The 15,873-nt window shown below is 33.8% G+C and carries 18 protein-coding genes; 12 read left to right on the top strand and 6 right to left on the bottom strand.

What is annotated here, in order from left to right:
- Nucleotides 1-127: 127 nt before the first annotated feature.
- On the top strand, nucleotides 128-1,369 hold the full coding sequence (locus B0A64_RS10955; RefSeq protein ID WP_089479556.1) for an ATP-binding cassette domain-containing protein: 1,242 nt from the start codon (nucleotides 128-130) through the stop codon (nucleotides 1,367-1,369).
- A gap of 10 nt (nucleotides 1,370-1,379) precedes the next feature.
- Nucleotides 1,380-1,994, top strand: a complete 615-nt coding sequence (locus tag B0A64_RS10950; protein ID WP_089479555.1) for a hypothetical protein — start codon at nucleotides 1,380-1,382, stop codon at nucleotides 1,992-1,994.
- Between the two features lie 225 nt (nucleotides 1,995-2,219).
- Here B0A64_RS10950 and B0A64_RS10945 read toward each other — a convergent pair whose 3' ends face one another.
- Together B0A64_RS10945 and B0A64_RS10940 are read right to left on the bottom strand one after the other, a co-directional pair.
- Nucleotides 2,220-3,263: an RluA family pseudouridine synthase gene (locus tag B0A64_RS10945; RefSeq protein ID WP_089479554.1), complete on the bottom strand. Its 1,044-nt coding sequence runs from the start codon at nucleotides 3,261-3,263 to the stop codon at nucleotides 2,220-2,222.
- A complete protein-coding gene (locus tag B0A64_RS10940; protein ID WP_089479553.1) occupies nucleotides 3,253-3,876 on the bottom strand; it encodes a PASTA domain-containing protein in 624 nt (207 codons plus the stop codon). The genes B0A64_RS10945 and B0A64_RS10940 overlap by 11 nt, the downstream gene beginning before the upstream one ends.
- Before the next feature lie 338 nt (nucleotides 3,877-4,214).
- Between B0A64_RS10940 and B0A64_RS10935 the strand changes: the two genes are divergently transcribed.
- The 3 genes from B0A64_RS10935 to B0A64_RS10925 all read left to right on the top strand — a co-directional run bounded on the left by B0A64_RS10935 (nucleotide 4,215) and on the right by B0A64_RS10925 (nucleotide 6,503).
- Complete coding sequence (locus tag B0A64_RS10935) at nucleotides 4,215-5,186, top strand: D-alanine--D-alanine ligase (RefSeq protein WP_089479552.1); 972 nt, start codon at nucleotides 4,215-4,217, stop codon at nucleotides 5,184-5,186.
- Nucleotides 5,187-5,340: 154 nt separating this feature from the next.
- On the top strand, nucleotides 5,341-5,802 hold the full coding sequence (coaD, locus tag B0A64_RS10930; RefSeq protein WP_089479551.1) for a pantetheine-phosphate adenylyltransferase: 462 nt from the start codon (nucleotides 5,341-5,343) through the stop codon (nucleotides 5,800-5,802).
- A gap of 122 nt (nucleotides 5,803-5,924) precedes the next feature.
- Nucleotides 5,925-6,503 (top strand): PhnA domain-containing protein, encoded by a 579-nt coding sequence (locus tag B0A64_RS10925; protein WP_089479550.1) that lies wholly within the window; start codon nucleotides 5,925-5,927, stop codon nucleotides 6,501-6,503.
- A 118-nt stretch (nucleotides 6,504-6,621) separates the two neighbouring features.
- Here the strand turns inward: B0A64_RS10925 and B0A64_RS10920 are convergent, their stop codons facing one another.
- Entirely contained in the window at nucleotides 6,622-7,068 is a 447-nt protein-coding gene (locus B0A64_RS10920) for a hypothetical protein (RefSeq protein WP_089479549.1), read from the bottom strand.
- A 344-nt stretch (nucleotides 7,069-7,412) separates the two neighbouring features.
- The gene (locus tag B0A64_RS10915; protein WP_089479548.1) at nucleotides 7,413-8,762 is read right to left on the bottom strand and encodes a DEAD/DEAH box helicase; all 1,350 of its coding nucleotides are present in this window, start codon (nucleotides 8,760-8,762) and stop codon (nucleotides 7,413-7,415) included.
- 261 nt (nucleotides 8,763-9,023) lie between these two features.
- On the opposite strand from B0A64_RS10915, the gene B0A64_RS10910 reads away from it, so the two are divergent.
- The 4 genes from B0A64_RS10910 to B0A64_RS10895 all read left to right on the top strand — a co-directional run bounded on the left by B0A64_RS10910 (nucleotide 9,024) and on the right by B0A64_RS10895 (nucleotide 12,377).
- On the top strand, nucleotides 9,024-10,751 hold the full coding sequence (locus B0A64_RS10910; protein WP_089479608.1) for a M14 family metallopeptidase: 1,728 nt from the start codon (nucleotides 9,024-9,026) through the stop codon (nucleotides 10,749-10,751).
- Between the two features lie 144 nt (nucleotides 10,752-10,895).
- Entirely contained in the window at nucleotides 10,896-11,399 is a 504-nt protein-coding gene (locus B0A64_RS10905) for a hypothetical protein (RefSeq protein WP_089479547.1), read from the top strand.
- A gap of 2 nt (nucleotides 11,400-11,401) precedes the next feature.
- The gene (locus tag B0A64_RS10900) at nucleotides 11,402-11,746 is read left to right on the top strand and encodes a cyclic-phosphate processing receiver domain-containing protein (RefSeq protein WP_089479546.1); all 345 of its coding nucleotides are present in this window, start codon (nucleotides 11,402-11,404) and stop codon (nucleotides 11,744-11,746) included.
- Between the two features lie 34 nt (nucleotides 11,747-11,780).
- On the top strand, nucleotides 11,781-12,377 hold the full coding sequence (locus tag B0A64_RS10895) for a hypothetical protein (protein ID WP_089479545.1): 597 nt from the start codon (nucleotides 11,781-11,783) through the stop codon (nucleotides 12,375-12,377).
- 239 nt (nucleotides 12,378-12,616) lie between these two features.
- On the opposite strand, the gene B0A64_RS10890 is transcribed toward B0A64_RS10895, so the two are convergent.
- The gene (locus B0A64_RS10890; RefSeq protein WP_089479544.1) at nucleotides 12,617-13,219 is read right to left on the bottom strand and encodes an NUDIX hydrolase; all 603 of its coding nucleotides are present in this window, start codon (nucleotides 13,217-13,219) and stop codon (nucleotides 12,617-12,619) included.
- Nucleotides 13,220-13,226: 7 nt separating this feature from the next.
- Here B0A64_RS10890 and pyrE point away from each other — a divergent pair, with 7 nt between their 5' ends.
- Nucleotides 13,227-13,871: an orotate phosphoribosyltransferase gene (gene pyrE / locus B0A64_RS10885; protein WP_089479543.1), complete on the top strand. Its 645-nt coding sequence runs from the start codon at nucleotides 13,227-13,229 to the stop codon at nucleotides 13,869-13,871.
- A 95-nt stretch (nucleotides 13,872-13,966) separates the two neighbouring features.
- Nucleotides 13,967-14,359: an orotate phosphoribosyltransferase gene (locus B0A64_RS10880; protein WP_089479542.1), complete on the top strand. Its 393-nt coding sequence runs from the start codon at nucleotides 13,967-13,969 to the stop codon at nucleotides 14,357-14,359.
- 304 nt (nucleotides 14,360-14,663) lie between these two features.
- Here B0A64_RS10880 and B0A64_RS10875 read toward each other — a convergent pair whose 3' ends face one another.
- A complete protein-coding gene (locus B0A64_RS10875; protein WP_089479541.1) occupies nucleotides 14,664-15,404 on the bottom strand; it encodes a biotin--[acetyl-CoA-carboxylase] ligase in 741 nt (246 codons plus the stop codon).
- A gap of 93 nt (nucleotides 15,405-15,497) precedes the next feature.
- Here B0A64_RS10875 and rsfS point away from each other — a divergent pair, with 93 nt between their 5' ends.
- Complete coding sequence (gene rsfS, locus B0A64_RS10870) at nucleotides 15,498-15,869, top strand: ribosome silencing factor (protein ID WP_055098058.1); 372 nt, start codon at nucleotides 15,498-15,500, stop codon at nucleotides 15,867-15,869.
- Nucleotides 15,870-15,873: the final 4 nt, after the last annotated feature.

The raw sequence follows: 15,873 nt of genomic DNA, 5'->3' as shown, positions 1-15,873 counted from the left end.
TTGGCAAAACAGCTTAAAGCTGTGATTCCTTTAATTTTTTTTGCCACAGATTTCACAGATTAGAATGATTAATCCTTTTTAATCTTTTAATCAGTGGCAGAAAAAAAACAACTAAATACATTTTAAAATGCAGCATTGGGATATACTTTTATCAAATCAGGTCAATAAAAAAGCCTTTATAGAAACTTTGATTTCTGGCGAAGCCCAAGGAGAACTAGCCGTTTTTAACAGCCAAAAAGGAATTCTTTTCTCTGACATTGCCATTGAAAAATTTATCGAAAAAGAATATCAATATGATATTGTAGAAGCTTCTCCTGAATCGCACAGGCAATTAAGAACCTTTTCATCCGGCGAGCGTAAAAAAGAATTTCTGAAATATTGCATCAATCAAAAACCTGACTTTATAATTTTTGATAATCCGTTTGATCATTTAGATCAGGCTTCGCGCGTAATTCTAGCCGAATCATTAAAAGATCTAACAGCTCAAATCGCCATTATCCAAATCGTAAATCGGGTTACCGATGTACTCTATTTTGTACCTAACAAAGCACAAATAAAAGACAACACTTTTGAATTACATCCTATTTCAAAAACCGGAAATCATTTTAAAACCCTAAATGCAGCAGCAATTCCTAAAGCTATCGAGCAGCATTCGTTTCACGAAAGTATAGTAATAAAAATGGAAAATGTATCTGTAAGTTATGAGGATCGCAAAATTGTAGACCGTATTTCCTGGACAATCAAACAAGGAGAATTTTGGCAATTAATTGGTCCCAATGGTTCCGGAAAAAGCACTATTTTATCATTGATAACCGGAGATAATCCAAAAGGATTTGGACAAAATTTATTTTTATTCGGAAGAAAAAAAGGAACCGGAGAAAGCGTTTGGGATATCAAAAAACAAATCGGAATTTTTACAACTTCCATGACAGATCTGTTTCAGAAAGGACATACTTTAGAAGAAATGATTCTGTCCGGTTTTTTCGATTCTATCGGATTATATACAGAACCCACCACTTTGCAAAAACAAACCGTAGCACAATGGCTTGAAGTTATTGAAATGACAAGTCTAAGAAAAAAACGTTTTATCGATCTCTCTATTGGTCAGCAAAGAGTAGCACTTATTGTTCGTGCCGTTTTAAAACATCCGCCCTTATTAATTCTGGACGAACCTGTAGAAGGTCTGGACGACGAAAATGTCGATTTGGTCATACAGCTGATCAATACCATAAGACAAGAAACAAATGTTACTATATTATACGTTTCTCACCGCATAGAAACAGGTCTCGCGCCTACTTCGGTCTTTGAACTTTTGCCTAATCCAACAGGATCAGTCGGCAAAATAAAATACCATTCAGAGCGCAATTAAAAAGACAAAAATGAAAATTAAATATCTCGCATTATTAGCATTCCCACTACTCGTAGTTTCCTGTTGTGGTACAATCTCTACAACAAAAACAGCATACAAAATAAATGAAACCACTACATTAAAATCAGAATGGAAATCAAATCCTAAAGAATGGTTTCTGGAAAAAGATACCTTAAAAGGTCTGGGCGGTCCAATGCATTGGGGCGTAATTGAATCTAAGAAAAACCTCCCTGAGAATTATGAAATTAATTTTAAGGTAAACATGACCAAAGAATCTCTTTTTGAAGTAATGTTGAACATCGACAAAGAAAATTACATCAGGACATACCTGTACCAAATCGATCAGAATATCGTGATCGGGAGAGGTGTATACAATAAAAACAGTGACGAATATGGTAAACGTGGCGGACCAACATTGTTTAAAAAAGAAATGAAACTAGAAAACAACAAATGGTATATCGTAAAAATTAAAATTCTAAACGATCAATTGTTCTTCTCGGTAGATAATCAAACTTTCTTAGAATGTTCTATCGGGAAAGCCAAATTAAGCGACCAAGGCAAATTAGGTTTCTTAACCAACGGCGAAGCAAAAGTTATTGATTTAACCATTAAAACTCTTCAATAAAAATTTATTCCAATTAGAAAAAACATTGCTAATGGTTTCAACCATTCGACGTCATAATCTATCCTGATATGAATCCCGATACGTACCCAAGGTTGAAACCTCGGGCTATAATTGAAATATGTAAAACAAAAAAGCTCCCAAAGGAGCTTTTTTTGTTTATACCAGAAAATCTTTTCTCTATTTTCTTTATTCTTTATTCTATAATCTAAAATCTAATTTCTAAAATTAATTCTCATCATCTTCCATATTATGCGTCTTACCGTAGTTACGCCATTTATCGATACAATCCTGAAAATCCTGAGGAAGTTCAGTATCAAAACGCATCATTTGGCCAGTCGTAGGATGTACAAAACCAAGTGTCTTAGCATGCAAAGCCTGACGTGGCAAAGCTTTAAAACAATTATCAATAAACTGTTTGTATTTTGTAAACGTAGTTCCTTTCAGGATCAAATGCCCACCGTAACGTTCGTCATTAAATAACGGATGCCCAATATGTTTCATGTGCGCACGAATCTGGTGAGTTCTACCCGTTTCTAATCGACACGAAATCAAAGTAACATAACCAAAACGTTCCAAAACTTTGTAATGAGTAACTGCTGGTTTCCCTATTTCAGGATCTGCAAAAACAGCCATTTGCATGCGGTCTTTCAAATGTCTTGCAAGATTTCCTTCGATCGTTCCCTCCTCTTCGGCAACATTTCCCCAAACAAGAGCAATATACTCCCGTTCAGAAGTCTTAGCTTCAAACTGTTTCGCCAAATGCGTCATTGCCGCCTCTGTTTTTGCCACAACCAAAAGTCCAGACGTATCCTTATCGATTCTATGAACCAATCCCGGACGTTCGCTACTGTTCATTGGCAAATTATCAAAATGATGCGCCAAAGCATTCACCAAAGTCCCGGTATAATTACCATGACCCGGATGCACAACCATTCCCGGTTCTTTGTTAATCAACAACAAAGCATCATCCTCGTACACAATATTCAGCGGAAGATCTTCCGGAAGAATATGGTTTTCGTATGGCGGATGCGTTAACATAACCGTTACCACATCAAGTGGTTTTACTTTATAATTTGATTTTACAGGAATATCATTTACAAAAATGTTTCCTTCAGTAGCAGCGTTCTGAATTTTGTTACGCGTGGCATTCTGAATCAAATTCATTAAATACTTGTCAATACGCAAAAACGCCTGACCTTTAGGGACTTCAAATCTAAAATGCTCGAATAATTCGTCTTCCAGATCTAAATTTTCATTATTATTGTTCATCTTTTGGGGTTTCAGTAGTTGGCGCAGCTAAACTGTCTGTCGCCTGACTTTCATCTACATAAGTTGCTTTTCCGTCTCCTAAAACCAAGTCGATTTTAGAAGCTTTAAGCACACGGTCACCTACTTTTAAGTTTCTACCTTTATAACGCATCTCCAAAACCATATCTTTTCCAAGGTTAGGAATATAGGTAATCGTTCCCTGTTCAAGCCCTAGAGCCTTTAGAGTAGGAACCGCTTCACGATACGTTTTCTCAATTAAATCAGGAATTTTAACAGACGAAAATCCTGATGCATTAATTTTAATATATATTTTTCTTCCCACTTTTACTTTCGTTCCCGGCAACGGATCTTGCTCAACAACACTGTATTTAGGGAATTCACTTCGGTAATCAACACTATCCAAAAGCACATAATCTAAGTCTAATTCGTCTAATTTTGCCTCCACCTGCTCTTCAGTCAGTTTAGCCAAATTAGGAACTGCAATTTCATGTCCGTGATCAGTTGTAAAAGTCAGCCAATGCATAAACAAATAACCTAAAACCGCAATGATAGCAGCCGCAATTAAGATTTGTACAAAAAATACCCGGCTTGTTAAATACTTACGTAAACTCATAAATTTATTTTTAGTTGTGGCAAAGATAAAGCTATTTCGTTTCAAAAAAAATGATAATTTTGTTTTAAGTAATATTAGTAATACTCGTAATATTAGTAATACTTATAATACTAGTAATATTACGTTACTAACATTGAAAAAATTTGAAATTTCGATTTTTAGAAGCTGTTTCCTGCTGTCTGCTGTATCTTTTGTTTTTTAAAGAAAAAAACAAAAGGATGCCGCTCCCATCAGGGCTAGTCTTTAGGTTTCATAAGAGTGTCTTCGAACCTATTCTTGGTAAAAACCTAAAATAAAACCAACCTAAAACAAATAAAAACTTTAAAAAAAAATATATAATGAAAAACATAGCCATCATTATGGGCGGATATTCAAGCGAATACAAAATTTCGCTTATCAGCGGAAACGTAGTACACCAATATCTTGACAAAACAAAATACAACGGATTTCGTATTCATATTTTTAAAGAAAAATGGGTTTATGTTGACGAGAATAATGCCGAATTTTCAATTGATAAAAACGATTTTTCTGTAACCGTAAACGATCAAAAAATTACTTTCGACTGTGTTTTCAATGCCATTCACGGAACTCCCGGCGAAGATGGGTTAATGCAGGCTTATTTTCAATTATTAGGAATCCCGCAATCGTCCTGCGATTATTATCAGGCAGCACTTACCTTTAATAAACGTGATTTATTATCGGTTTTAAAACCATACGGAATCAAAACTGCAATCTCCTATTACCTAAACAAAGGCGATGTTATCAATACAGCCGAAATCGTTAAAAAAGTAGGTTTACCCTGTTTTGTAAAACCAAATAAAGCAGGTTCCAGTTTTGGAATCTCTAAAGTAAAGTCTGAAGCCGAATTGCCAATCGCAATTGAAGTGGCTTACAAAGAAGATAACGAAATCATCATAGAAAGTTTCCTTGACGGAACCGAAGTTTCTGTTGGAGTAATAAACTATCAGGGAGAAATCAAGGTTTTGCCAATTACCGAAATTGTATCAGACAATGATTTCTTTGACTACGAAGCCAAATACGAAGGAAAGTCACAAGAAATTACACCCGCAAGAATTTCAGACGAACTAACACAAAAAGTAGGAGAAACGGCTAAGCGTGCTTACGAAGTCCTAAAAATGAAAGGTTTTTCAAGAAGCGAATTCATCATCGTAGACAACGAGCCCTACATGCTCGAGATGAATACAATCCCGGGATTAACAACAGAAAGTTTGATTCCGCAACAAGCACAAGCAGCAGGAATATCTCTTGAAGATTTATTCACTAATGCAATTGAGTTAGCTCTAGCTTAACAAAAAAAAGGTTCTAAGATACTAAGTTGCCAAGGCACTAAGATTTTAGAACCTTCTTTTTTATATAACAATAATTTGTCAGACTGAGCGAAGTCAAAGTATAAAAACCTTTGTTCCTTTGCCACTCTGAACCTCTGAACCTCAATAAAAAAAGATGCGAAAAGCCATATTCCCGGGATCATTTGATCCTATAACACTAGGACACGAAGATATTATCAAAAGAGGAATTTCATTATTTGATGAAATTGTAATCGCCATTGGCGTCAACGCCGAAAAAAAATACATGTTTTCACTCGAAGAAAGAAAACGTTTCATCGAAGAAACCTTCAAAGACGAACCAAAAGTTTCAGTTATTACCTATGAGGGATTAACAATCGATTTGGCAAAAAAACAAAAAGCACATTTTATTTTAAGAGGTTTGCGCAATCCGGCCGATTTCGAATTCGAAAAAGCCATCGCCCACACCAACAGAAAACTGTCTAAAATCGAAACTGTATTTCTATTAACAGCAGCAAGTACTTCATTTATTAGTTCAAGCATTGTTCGTGATGTACTGCGTCATGACGGTGAATATGAAATGCTGGTTCCGGATGCAGTTAGAGTTCAAAAGCCATAGGCTTGAAACATATTGTAAGGATGGATTTTAATCCATTCCGAGTTACGATAAACACCAAAAACATAAACTTGCAAGCGAAACAAATTATAAGTAATTTCGCATTTTTAAATAAACACCAAATAATGAGCATCGAAAGAGAATTAAACAAACGTAGCGGATCTAAATGCGAACTTTGTGGAGCCGAAGAAAACCTAAAAGTATATCAAGTATTACCAACTCAAAAAGGCGGTCTTGACGAAAGTATTTTAGCCTGTAATACGTGTATTGACCAAATTGAAAACCCGGATAATGTAGATTTAAATCACTGGAGATGTCTTAATGACAGCATGTGGAATGAAAACGTGGCGGTACAGGTTGTAGCCTGGAGAATGTTAAGCCGTTTGCGTGCTTCGGGATGGCCACAGGAATTGCTTGATATGATGTACTTAGACGAAGATACTCTGGCATGGGCACAAGCAACCGGCGAAGGCGAAGAAGACGAAAACAAAATTATTCACCGTGACAGCAATGGAGTAATCTTAGAACACGGAGATTCTGTCGTTTTAATCAAAGATCTAAAAGTAAAAGGATCAAGCATGGTTGCCAAACAAGGAACTGCAGTTCGCAATATCCGTTTAGACCATGAAAATGCCGAATATATTGAAGGAAAAGTCGATGGTCAGCAAATTGTAATTATTACACAGTATGTGAAGAAAATATAAGTTTGAGTCACAATTTTCAATTCGTAAAACAGCTGAAAACTGTCATCGAAAACTGTAAACTAAAAAAAGGCTATTCAATATCTTGAATAGCCTTTTTTAATGCTGTATTTTAAACTAATTATTTTTGAAATAATTTGTTGATCTGATCTTTTACAAATGGCTCAGACACGCTGCTTGTAGCAGAAGAAGCTTCTTTAGAAGAAACCATAAACTGAACTGTTGCTTTTTCAGGAATAACACTTCCTGTGTAGTGCAACCAAATATAATTATTAGGTAATTCTAATTTAATATCATATAAAGGATTTGCACTAAAACCATTTACAATAATACTATAAAGACTTGCGTAATCATTATTAACATTTTTAAATGTAAATTTTCTTAAGCTTGAAGATTCATCATCGTTTTGAATACTTGTGTAATAAACAGTATATTCATCTCCAATTTTTTGAATATAATTGTTATTTACTTTTCCTAATTTTTCAACAGGAACAGTTTCAAGAACTTTAATTTGTGCAAAAGAGACAAAACTAAACAACAAAATGGCAATCGTAAAAATTCTTTTCATAATTAATTTGGGGTTTATTATTTACGGGCACAAGAAACGCAGAAAATATGATAAATTAAAGCGTTAGCCGTTAATTTATTAACAATAAATTAAGATCGTTATTTGCAATTATTCCTAACGCTTAAAGAGCAGTAATTAAAATACTGAAATTCAATATTTTAAACTTATCATACCCAAAAAATCAGACCTAAAACTAGCCATTTTCAGCAGTTTTTAAGGCTTAAAAAAGAGCAAAATAACAACTATTTTACTCTAATTTATGTTTCTAAAGCTTGCAAAACGATCAACAAAAGCGAACATTCGACTCAAACAACCTGAAACTTGAAACCTGAATCAAAAAAAATCTACTTCTCCTCCTCTTTCTTTACCACTTTTCGCGCAACTTCAATCTTAAATTTCTTGCCTTTCATTTTCTCCTCTTTAATAAGATGCAACAAGTCTTTTACCTTATTAAACTTTACAGCTGCAAACGAAATAAAATCTTTTACTTCAATCAAGCCTAAATCCCCTTTTTCAAGTTTCCCTTTTTGCGAAAAGAAACCAACAATATCAATTTTATTTAATTTTGTTTTCTTTCCACCACTAATATAAATAGTTTGAAATTCCGGTGGTTTTGGTAAAGTCGTTGCATTTTCGACTTTTAAAACATCCATTCCATAATCGATATAATCGAGTTGTTTTTCGCTTTCATGAACAAGGATATACGCCGTTCCGGAAGCTTGCATACGGGCTGTACGACCATTACGGTGTGTAAATTCATCTTCTTTTAGAGGCAAATGATAATGAATTACGTGTTTCATCTCAGGAATATCCAATCCACGAGCTGCTAAATCAGTTGTGATTAAGTAACTCATACTTCCGTTTCTAAACTGAATCAAAGCACGTTCGCGCTCCTCCTGATCCATTCCGCCATGATAGTAAGTTGAATAAATTCCTTTTTCATTAAGTGTATCACTAATACGTTCTGCCGCATCACGATGGTTACAAAAAATAATAGCCGATTGTGATTTCAAAGAACAAATCAAGTTGAATAAACTCCCTAATTTATCCTTGGCAGGCGAAACAATCATTTTCATCGAAAGATTCGTTTTTTCTTCCTGCTCCGGAATAAAATCTAAAATTGTTGGATTTATTACGCGTGTATATCTTGGAATTTCAATATCTGAGGTTGCAGAAACTAAAACCCGTTTGTTCAATTTTGTCAATTTTCCAATGATATAAGACATTTGCTCATGAAAACCCAATTGCAATGACTTATCAAATTCATCCAGAATTAAAGTCTGAATTTTATCAGTTCTAAAAGTATCCCTGTCAATATGATCTGCAATTCTTCCCGGAGTTCCTATTAAAACAGCTGGCGGATTACTTAAGTTTTTGATTTCAGTATCAATAGAGTGACCTCCGTAACAAATATTTACTTTGTACTGAGTTCCCATTTTTTTCCAAACCTGCTCAATTTGTAAACCTAATTCGCGCGAAGGCACTAAAATTAAACATTGAACCGAAAGAATTTCAGGTTGTAATAATTCTAAAACAGGTAACAAAAAAGCCAATGTTTTTCCTGATCCAGTTGGAGAAAGCAGCAAAACATTATTATCATTTAAAATAGCATCCTGCGCTACTTCTTGCATTTCGTTTAGGCTTTCAATTCCTAAGTTCGAAAGTATGTTATTGGAATGGTGATTTTTATTCATTTTGCAAAAGTAGTCAAAAAAAGTTGTTTCAGGTTTTTCTTGTTTCAGGTTTCAAGTTTATTAACCGCACAAAGAATAGCGCAAAGTTCGCAAAGATTTTGTTTCACGCAGATTTTGCAGATTAAGCAGATTTTTTTATTGAAATTTAATCTGCAAAATCTGCGTGAAACCAATAACCACAAAGTTCATCAACATGAAACCTCAAACCTGAAACTTGAAACAAATAAAAAACTATATTTGATTTCTGTTAAAACCCAAACCATGAAACTTTTTACGCTTTCTATTTTACTTTTTACAATCACACTTTTCGCTCAAAACAATAAAAAATACGATACTTTTTTTGAGAAAGGAAACGGAAATCAATCGGCTTCCTATGAAGAAACTATCAAGTATTATAAACTTTTAGCCAATGATTTTCAAACAATTCAAATTAAGGAAATGGGTTTAACAGATTCGGGAGAACCTTTGCACATGGTGGTTTATAACCCTGACAAGGAATTTGATTTTGAAAAAATACAAAAAAACAAAGCAGTTCTTTTTATCAATAACGGAATCCATGCCGGAGAGCCTGACGGAATCGACGCAACAATGCAGTTCTACAGAGATTTGGCAACAGGAAAGCTAAAAGCACCTAAAAATACCGTTTTGGTTACTATTCCGGTTTATAATATTGGTGGCGCTTTAAACCGAAATTCAACTACGAGAGCCAATCAGGATGGGCCTGAAATTTACGGTTTTAGAGGAAACGCCAGAAACTATGATCTTAATCGTGATCTGATGAAATCTGACACTCGAAATACAAAGAGTTTTATCGAGATTTTCCAGAAAATAAATCCCGATGTTTTTATTGATAATCATGTTAGCAACGGATCAGATTATCAATATAAGCTAACCTACATCATGACGCAACACAACAAACTAGGAACTGTTTTGGGCGATTTTATGAACACCGAAATGATGCCGGCGCTGGTAAAAGATTTACAAAAAAAGAAAATCGAAACCACTCCTTATGTAGATTCTTTTAAGGATACTCCGGACAAAGGTTTTGGGCAGTTTGTAGATAGCCCAAGATATACAACAGGTTATACGTCACTGTTTAACACCATTGGGTTTGTAGTCGAAACACACATGCTTAAAAAGTATGCAGAACGTGTAAAAATGACTTATGAATACACCAGGTCAACACTGGATTTTACAGATGCAAATTACCAGAAAATTAAAGATCTTCGAATAAAAAATCTGGAACAATATCAGCCCAAAAAATCATATACTTTAAAATGGGAACTGGACAGCACCAAAGCGACTACATTTTCGTTTTTAGGATACGAGGCAGGTTATAAAAAAAGTGAAGCCACAACCGGAAATCGCTTGTATTATGACCGAAGCAAACCGTACAAAAAAGACGTTCCGTATATCAAAGAATTCAAATCGACCAAAGAAGTTGTGATTCCGAGTGGTTATGTTATTCCACGTGGTTATTGGAATATTGTTGATCTCTTGAAGAACAACAATATCAGTTATTCGCAACTTAAAAAAGATACGATTATAGAAGTCGAAAGTTATAAAATTGCCAATTTCAAAACGGTCCAAAATCCTTACGAAGGACATTATTTGCACTACAACACCACTATAAATTCTAAAATTGTAAAAATGGCTTTTGCCAAAGGTGATTACTTAGTTTCGACAAACCAAAAAGGGGTAAAATATTTGCTTGAAGCATTTGAGCCCGAAGGTGTAGATTCTTTCTTTAATTGGAATTTTTTCGATCCTGTTTTACAACAAAAAGAACATTACTCTGAATATATTTTTGAAGATACAGCTGCCAAACTGCTAAAAGATAATCCGGATTTAAAAGCCGAATTAGAAAACAAAAAACAAACCGATCCTGAGTTTGCCAAAAATGCCGAAGCGCAGCTCGAATGGATTTACAAACATTCCGTTTATTACGAAAAGGCACATTTGCAATACCCTGTATATCGTGTTTTGTGATTCTAAACAATTAATAAAAGAGTTTACAAAGTTTTTTGATCTTGATTGATTTAAAAAACGATACGATTGCAAAGCTTTACATTTAAGCCTTTGCCAAAGATGACAAGTAAGTAAATAATTTATTTTTAAATACATACACAATAAATGGATACCTCTTTTTATCTTCAGGAATTCCGGAAAGTAGTCGATCAGCTAGATTCAAAATTATTGAACGAAAAATCAATTGAAGTTTCTGTTGGCATTTATTTAGATTCCGTTTTTATAAAATTGTACAAAAAATCCTGGGCAAGTAATTCCGAAGAACCATTAACTGCCCAATCGAGAATCTTCTTTTCAGTTTGGATCCATGATTCTACAATACAAAAACAAAAAATAATGTATAATATTCATGCTTTAAAATTGCGAAACCTAAAAGGGTATTCGATTCAAAGCAGAAAATTTGCTGAAATTTTTAGAGACCATTTCAAAGAATACAAACACAAATGGGAGAACGTAACTGTTAATCACGGTCCGTTAACGTTAATGGAAGGCTGGATAAAACTGGATTTAGAAAATTTGCAAGAAGAAGTTTTAAAACTTGCCATTAACTTTTTGGCCATTGAACATTTGGTCGATGATACGCTTAATCTCTTTAAATTAGAAATATGATAATGAAATACAAACTTTTTCTTGACGATATCAGAGATGTAAATATGGTTTATAAAAAACTAACTAATGATGATTTTGTTATAGTTCGAAATTTTGATGATTTTAAAAAAGTAATAAGTAAAAACGGACTTCCTGAATTGATTAGTTTTGACAATGATTTGGGATTAGATGAAAATGATAATATTGCCGAAGATGGTTATGCTGCTGCGAAATGGTTAGTTTATGAATCCGGGTTTGATCTAGAAAATCTAAAATTTAATGTTCATTCGGCCAATCCTGTTGCATCTCAACAAATTCAAAGCTTACTGGATAATTATATTAGACATTTGAAAAATTTAAACGAATAATTTTTAAACCTAAACGATAAAAATAACCAATATTATGAAGAAATTTTTATTAACTTTTTTGATTTTACTTTTTGCAAATTTATCATTTGGACAAAAAATAATCTCGGGCGAATATGATTTCGGGATGAAACTTTCGTACGATGCATCATCTAATATGCTAACCGGATATTTTGAAGGTTACACCGGTTTAGACGAAGAAACACAAAACCCAAAATTTTCCTGTATTTTTTATATTGAAGGAAAAGTTACTGGCAAAAAATTTGCGATTAAAACCTACTATCCAGAAGATAAAACTAAAGATCTAATTGTAGGAACCATTCAAATCATAGACAACAAAACAATAAAAATAAGCCTTCCTCAAGAGCATGGAGGCTGTTGGAATGTGCAGCATTTTGCCGATAAACCCGAAGAGTTTAGTCTGGACCATAAATCAAACTGGACACAAATTCGCTACATCAACAAAGAAAAAGCATACTTTTATAAAGACCAATCAAATGCCAATCAAACAAAAATATATTTAGTAAAAGGCGACTTTGTTTGTATCGATAAAATTGAAAACGGAAAAGCTTTTTGTACTTATTTTGGAAAGAAAACGACAAAAGGATGGATTAATGTAAGTGAGCTAAATTAAACCTGAAAAACATTCGAGGAGCCAAAACAATAATCGTATTCATAGTACTTTTACCATGCTATGTCAGGAAGGATGTCCTAACAGCTATTAAAAAAGACCTAATTAGGTCTTTTTAATTGTTGGCACACCCAAAATAAGCTCTAAGTACTAAGTTCAGAAAACATCAATTTGTATACACTTTATTCTATACTCTATTCTCTTTCTTCTATACTCTTTCTTCTACACTCTCTAATTCTCTTCTAAGAAACTGTACTCTCCTCTTCAAACAACAATTTAATGTTTTCGTAAGAGTTTTTCAGTGCTTCTTTTATTTGTTCAGGATTCAGCCAGACTACTTTTTCGATTCCTTCTTCGATTTGACCTTGTGGTGTACCTTCAAAATCAGATTGCATTTCGAACCAATGTGTGATTTTAAGTTTATATTTTCCGTTTCTTTTAAAAACGTGATAGGTTTTTTCGAGTTTATTGGTGATTCGGAGCTGACCTACGCCTGTTTCTTCCTCTACTTCGCGCATGGCGGTGTCTTCAATTTCTTCGCCTTTTTCTATTCCGCCCTTTGGTAAGTCCCATTTTCCGTTTCTGAAAATAAATAAAACTTCCCCTTTTTTATTGTATACAAGGCCTCCACCCGCTTTGTTAACAGGAATTTTGGCCTTAAGAGTTTTCATAATCTCCTTTTCATCAGGATAATACAAATAAGCCTTTTGAATTTTATTTTGAAACATTTTGACTATAAGATGCTCAATATCAATACTCTCTAACAAGAATAATTGAAAATCAGTCTCTCTTGAGATTTCATTTGTCAAAAAAAGTGGTTTGTCGTTCACAAAAACTTTATACATTTGTACTATGATTTTTAATAAAGATACTGCCGAAAAAACAGCCGAATTGCTTTTGCAAATAAATGCAATTAAATTGAATCCAGAAAATCCTTTTACATGGGCCTCTGGATGGAAATCTCCTATTTATTGCGATAACAGGTTAATTCTTTCATTTCCAAGCATCCGAAATTATGTTCGTGATGAGTTTACGAAGAATATTGAAAAACAATTTGGAAAACCAGATGTTATTGCCGGTGTTGCCACTGGAGCCATTGGAATTGGGATTCTGGTTGCCGAAAGCCTTGGATTACCATTTGTATATGTGCGTCCGGAAGCTAAAAAACACGGAAGACAAAATCAAGTAGAAGGTTTTTTGCAAAAAGGACAAAATGTTGTTGTCGTAGAAGATTTAATTAGTACCGGAAACAGCAGTTTGATGGCTGTAGAAGCTTTGCGTAACGAAGGGGCTAACATAAAAGGAATGGCAGCAATTTTTACGTATGGTTTTAATGTTGCCGAAGACAACTTTAAAAATGCTAATATCGATTTGTACACGTTAAGTAATTACGAAAACTTATTAGACTTAGCTGTTCAAAAACAATACATTACCGAAGAGCAACAATCGACCCTGCTAGAATGGAACGAAAGTCCATCGACCTGGGGACAGGAGTAATTTTAGATTTTAGATTTTGTAAAAAATCGCTTTGCTCTTTTTTGGAATTTATTCTAATTTTACGGTAAAAAAAACAATAAAAAATAAAAAAATATATGAACTTAGAAAGTCCAAAAGTTACTGTTCAGAAATCAGCTCAAGATTTATTTGATTTATTGACTGATGTTAAGAATTATGAAAAATTAATGCCGGATAATATCGCTAAATTTGAAGTTACTGGCGAGGATGCTTTTATTTTTGGATTAAAAGGTATGCCGGAAATAAAACTAAAAATGAAGGACAAAATTGCACCAAACAAAATTGTTTTGGGAGCTGCAAGTGATAAACTTCCCTTTACTTTAGTTTCAAATATAGATAGTGTTTCTGATACTGAAAGTGCTGTACAATTGCAATTTGAAGGAGAATTTAATGCAATGATGGCAATGATGATCAAAGGACCAATAAGCAAGTTTATTGAAACTTTGGCAACAAATATGACGAAATTATAATTATCAGTGCTAAATTGTTAATTGTTACCTATAAGCTTATAGCCTGATTTTACGATCAGGCTTTTTTTTTGCTTTTCGCCACGAAGGCACCAAGCTACAAAGATCTTTCTAGCATTCTTATAACCATAAATTATGTAATACTGAAGAACGAAGTATTGTATACGCAGTACTAGAAAGTAAATAGCCAGTCTTTATCGAGTTTCCAGCGAAGATTTCTCGTACTTAGAAATAACAAGATTGGGTAAAAATGTCTTCGAGGCAAAACCTTAGAACCTTAGCAACTCAGAACCTCAGAACCTTCCTTCTAATAAAGCATCTGAACCTCTTTGATATCAAATTCTGAAACTGAGTCATCTTCCAGAAGAATCTGTATTTTACCAACCGAAGAAACTCCCTGAATGATTCCCATAAAATTTTGTCCGAAACTTAAGGAATTTAGATTTTTAAAAGGCATCGGAATTCCTTTTCTAAACAATGAATTAAAATACCTGTTCCAAAACGGCGCCGAATTGGTTTCCCAAAACTGTATTTTTTGTTTTATTTCATCAACAATCAAATAGGGCAAAGAATTTTTATCAAATTGAGCATTACAAATCACTGCCAAGGAAGAAGCATTTGGCAAATGTTCAAAATTAGTTTGATTTACATTGAGGCCTATTCCAACAACTGACACAATCCTGCCATCACTTTTTAGGGTATTTTCGATAAGTATGCCACCAACCTTTTTATTGTATGACATAATGTCGTTTGGCCATTTTATACATAAATCAGGAATATTCAACGATTTTAAGGCATCAATTACGCTTAATGAAACTATAACACTGAGATTAAAAACCTGTTCATTACTATATAAAAAATCCTTCACCAAGACACTCATAATTAAGTTTTTACCTGATTCTGACTGCCATTTAGATCCCATTTGCCCCTTGCCTTTTGTCTGATTTTCAGCAGTTACTACAGTAAAATTATCTGGTTCATCCTGACTTGCTAATGATTTAAGGAAATCATTTGTAGAATCTATGGCATCGAGTTTGATTAGTTTCATTAAAGGAATTTAATTAACTTAATTTAATATTTTGTTAAGGTTCAAAAATAATCACAAAATTTGGTAACTTTACAAAATCATATAAAATAATTCATGGCGAAAAAGACAATTAACAATGATGTTCTATTGGCGAACATAATAAAAGGGATTGAAGAAGTAAAAGGAAATGATATCGATATTCTTGACTTAAGAGATATAGACACGGCAGTTTGTGACTATTTTGTCATTTGCAACGGAAACTCAAATACCCAGGTTAACGCCATTGTAAACTCAATTCAAAAAACTGTATCTAAAGATCTAAAAGATAAACCGTGGCACGTAGAAGGAACCGATAATGCAGAATGGGTTCTGATGGATTATGTGCACATTGTTGTACATGTTTTCCAGAAACACATTCGTGAATACTATAATATCGAGAGCCTTTGGGGTGACGCCAAAATAACTACAATCGAAAACAAATACTAAAAGA

Source organism: Flavobacterium araucananum (assembly GCF_002222055.1).
In the GTDB taxonomy this organism is placed as follows: domain Bacteria; phylum Bacteroidota; class Bacteroidia; order Flavobacteriales; family Flavobacteriaceae; genus Flavobacterium; species Flavobacterium araucananum.
Note: the sequence above shows the minus strand (reverse complement) of the source record. Positions and strands in the feature narration are given on the sequence as shown.

Coding starts and splice junctions, on each gene's coding strand:
- B0A64_RS10935 (WP_089479552.1), top strand. CDS start 4,215: ATGAAAAACATAGCCATCATTATGGGCGGATATTCAAGCGAATACAAA.
- B0A64_RS10890 (WP_089479544.1), bottom strand. CDS start 13,219: ATGTATAAAGTTTTTGTGAACGACAAACCACTTTTTTTGACAAATGAA.
- B0A64_RS10895 (WP_089479545.1), top strand. CDS start 11,781: ATGAAGAAATTTTTATTAACTTTTTTGATTTTACTTTTTGCAAATTTA.
- B0A64_RS10875 (WP_089479541.1), bottom strand. CDS start 15,404: ATGAAACTAATCAAACTCGATGCCATAGATTCTACAAATGATTTCCTT.
- B0A64_RS10910 (WP_089479608.1), top strand. CDS start 9,024: ATGAAACTTTTTACGCTTTCTATTTTACTTTTTACAATCACACTTTTC.
- B0A64_RS10880 (WP_089479542.1), top strand. CDS start 13,967: ATGAACTTAGAAAGTCCAAAAGTTACTGTTCAGAAATCAGCTCAAGAT.
- B0A64_RS10945 (WP_089479554.1), bottom strand. CDS start 3,263: ATGAACAATAATAATGAAAATTTAGATCTGGAAGACGAATTATTCGAG.
- coaD (WP_089479551.1), top strand. CDS start 5,341: ATGCGAAAAGCCATATTCCCGGGATCATTTGATCCTATAACACTAGGA.
- B0A64_RS10915 (WP_089479548.1), bottom strand. CDS start 8,762: ATGAATAAAAATCACCATTCCAATAACATACTTTCGAACTTAGGAATT.
- B0A64_RS10940 (WP_089479553.1), bottom strand. CDS start 3,876: ATGAGTTTACGTAAGTATTTAACAAGCCGGGTATTTTTTGTACAAATC.
- B0A64_RS10955 (WP_089479556.1), top strand. CDS start 128: ATGCAGCATTGGGATATACTTTTATCAAATCAGGTCAATAAAAAAGCC.
- B0A64_RS10920 (WP_089479549.1), bottom strand. CDS start 7,068: ATGAAAAGAATTTTTACGATTGCCATTTTGTTGTTTAGTTTTGTCTCT.
- B0A64_RS10905 (WP_089479547.1), top strand. CDS start 10,896: ATGGATACCTCTTTTTATCTTCAGGAATTCCGGAAAGTAGTCGATCAG.
- B0A64_RS10925 (WP_089479550.1), top strand. CDS start 5,925: ATGAGCATCGAAAGAGAATTAAACAAACGTAGCGGATCTAAATGCGAA.
- B0A64_RS10950 (WP_089479555.1), top strand. CDS start 1,380: ATGAAAATTAAATATCTCGCATTATTAGCATTCCCACTACTCGTAGTT.
- rsfS (WP_055098058.1), top strand. CDS start 15,498: ATGGCGAAAAAGACAATTAACAATGATGTTCTATTGGCGAACATAATA.
- pyrE (WP_089479543.1), top strand. CDS start 13,227: ATGATTTTTAATAAAGATACTGCCGAAAAAACAGCCGAATTGCTTTTG.
- B0A64_RS10900 (WP_089479546.1), top strand. CDS start 11,402: ATGAAATACAAACTTTTTCTTGACGATATCAGAGATGTAAATATGGTT.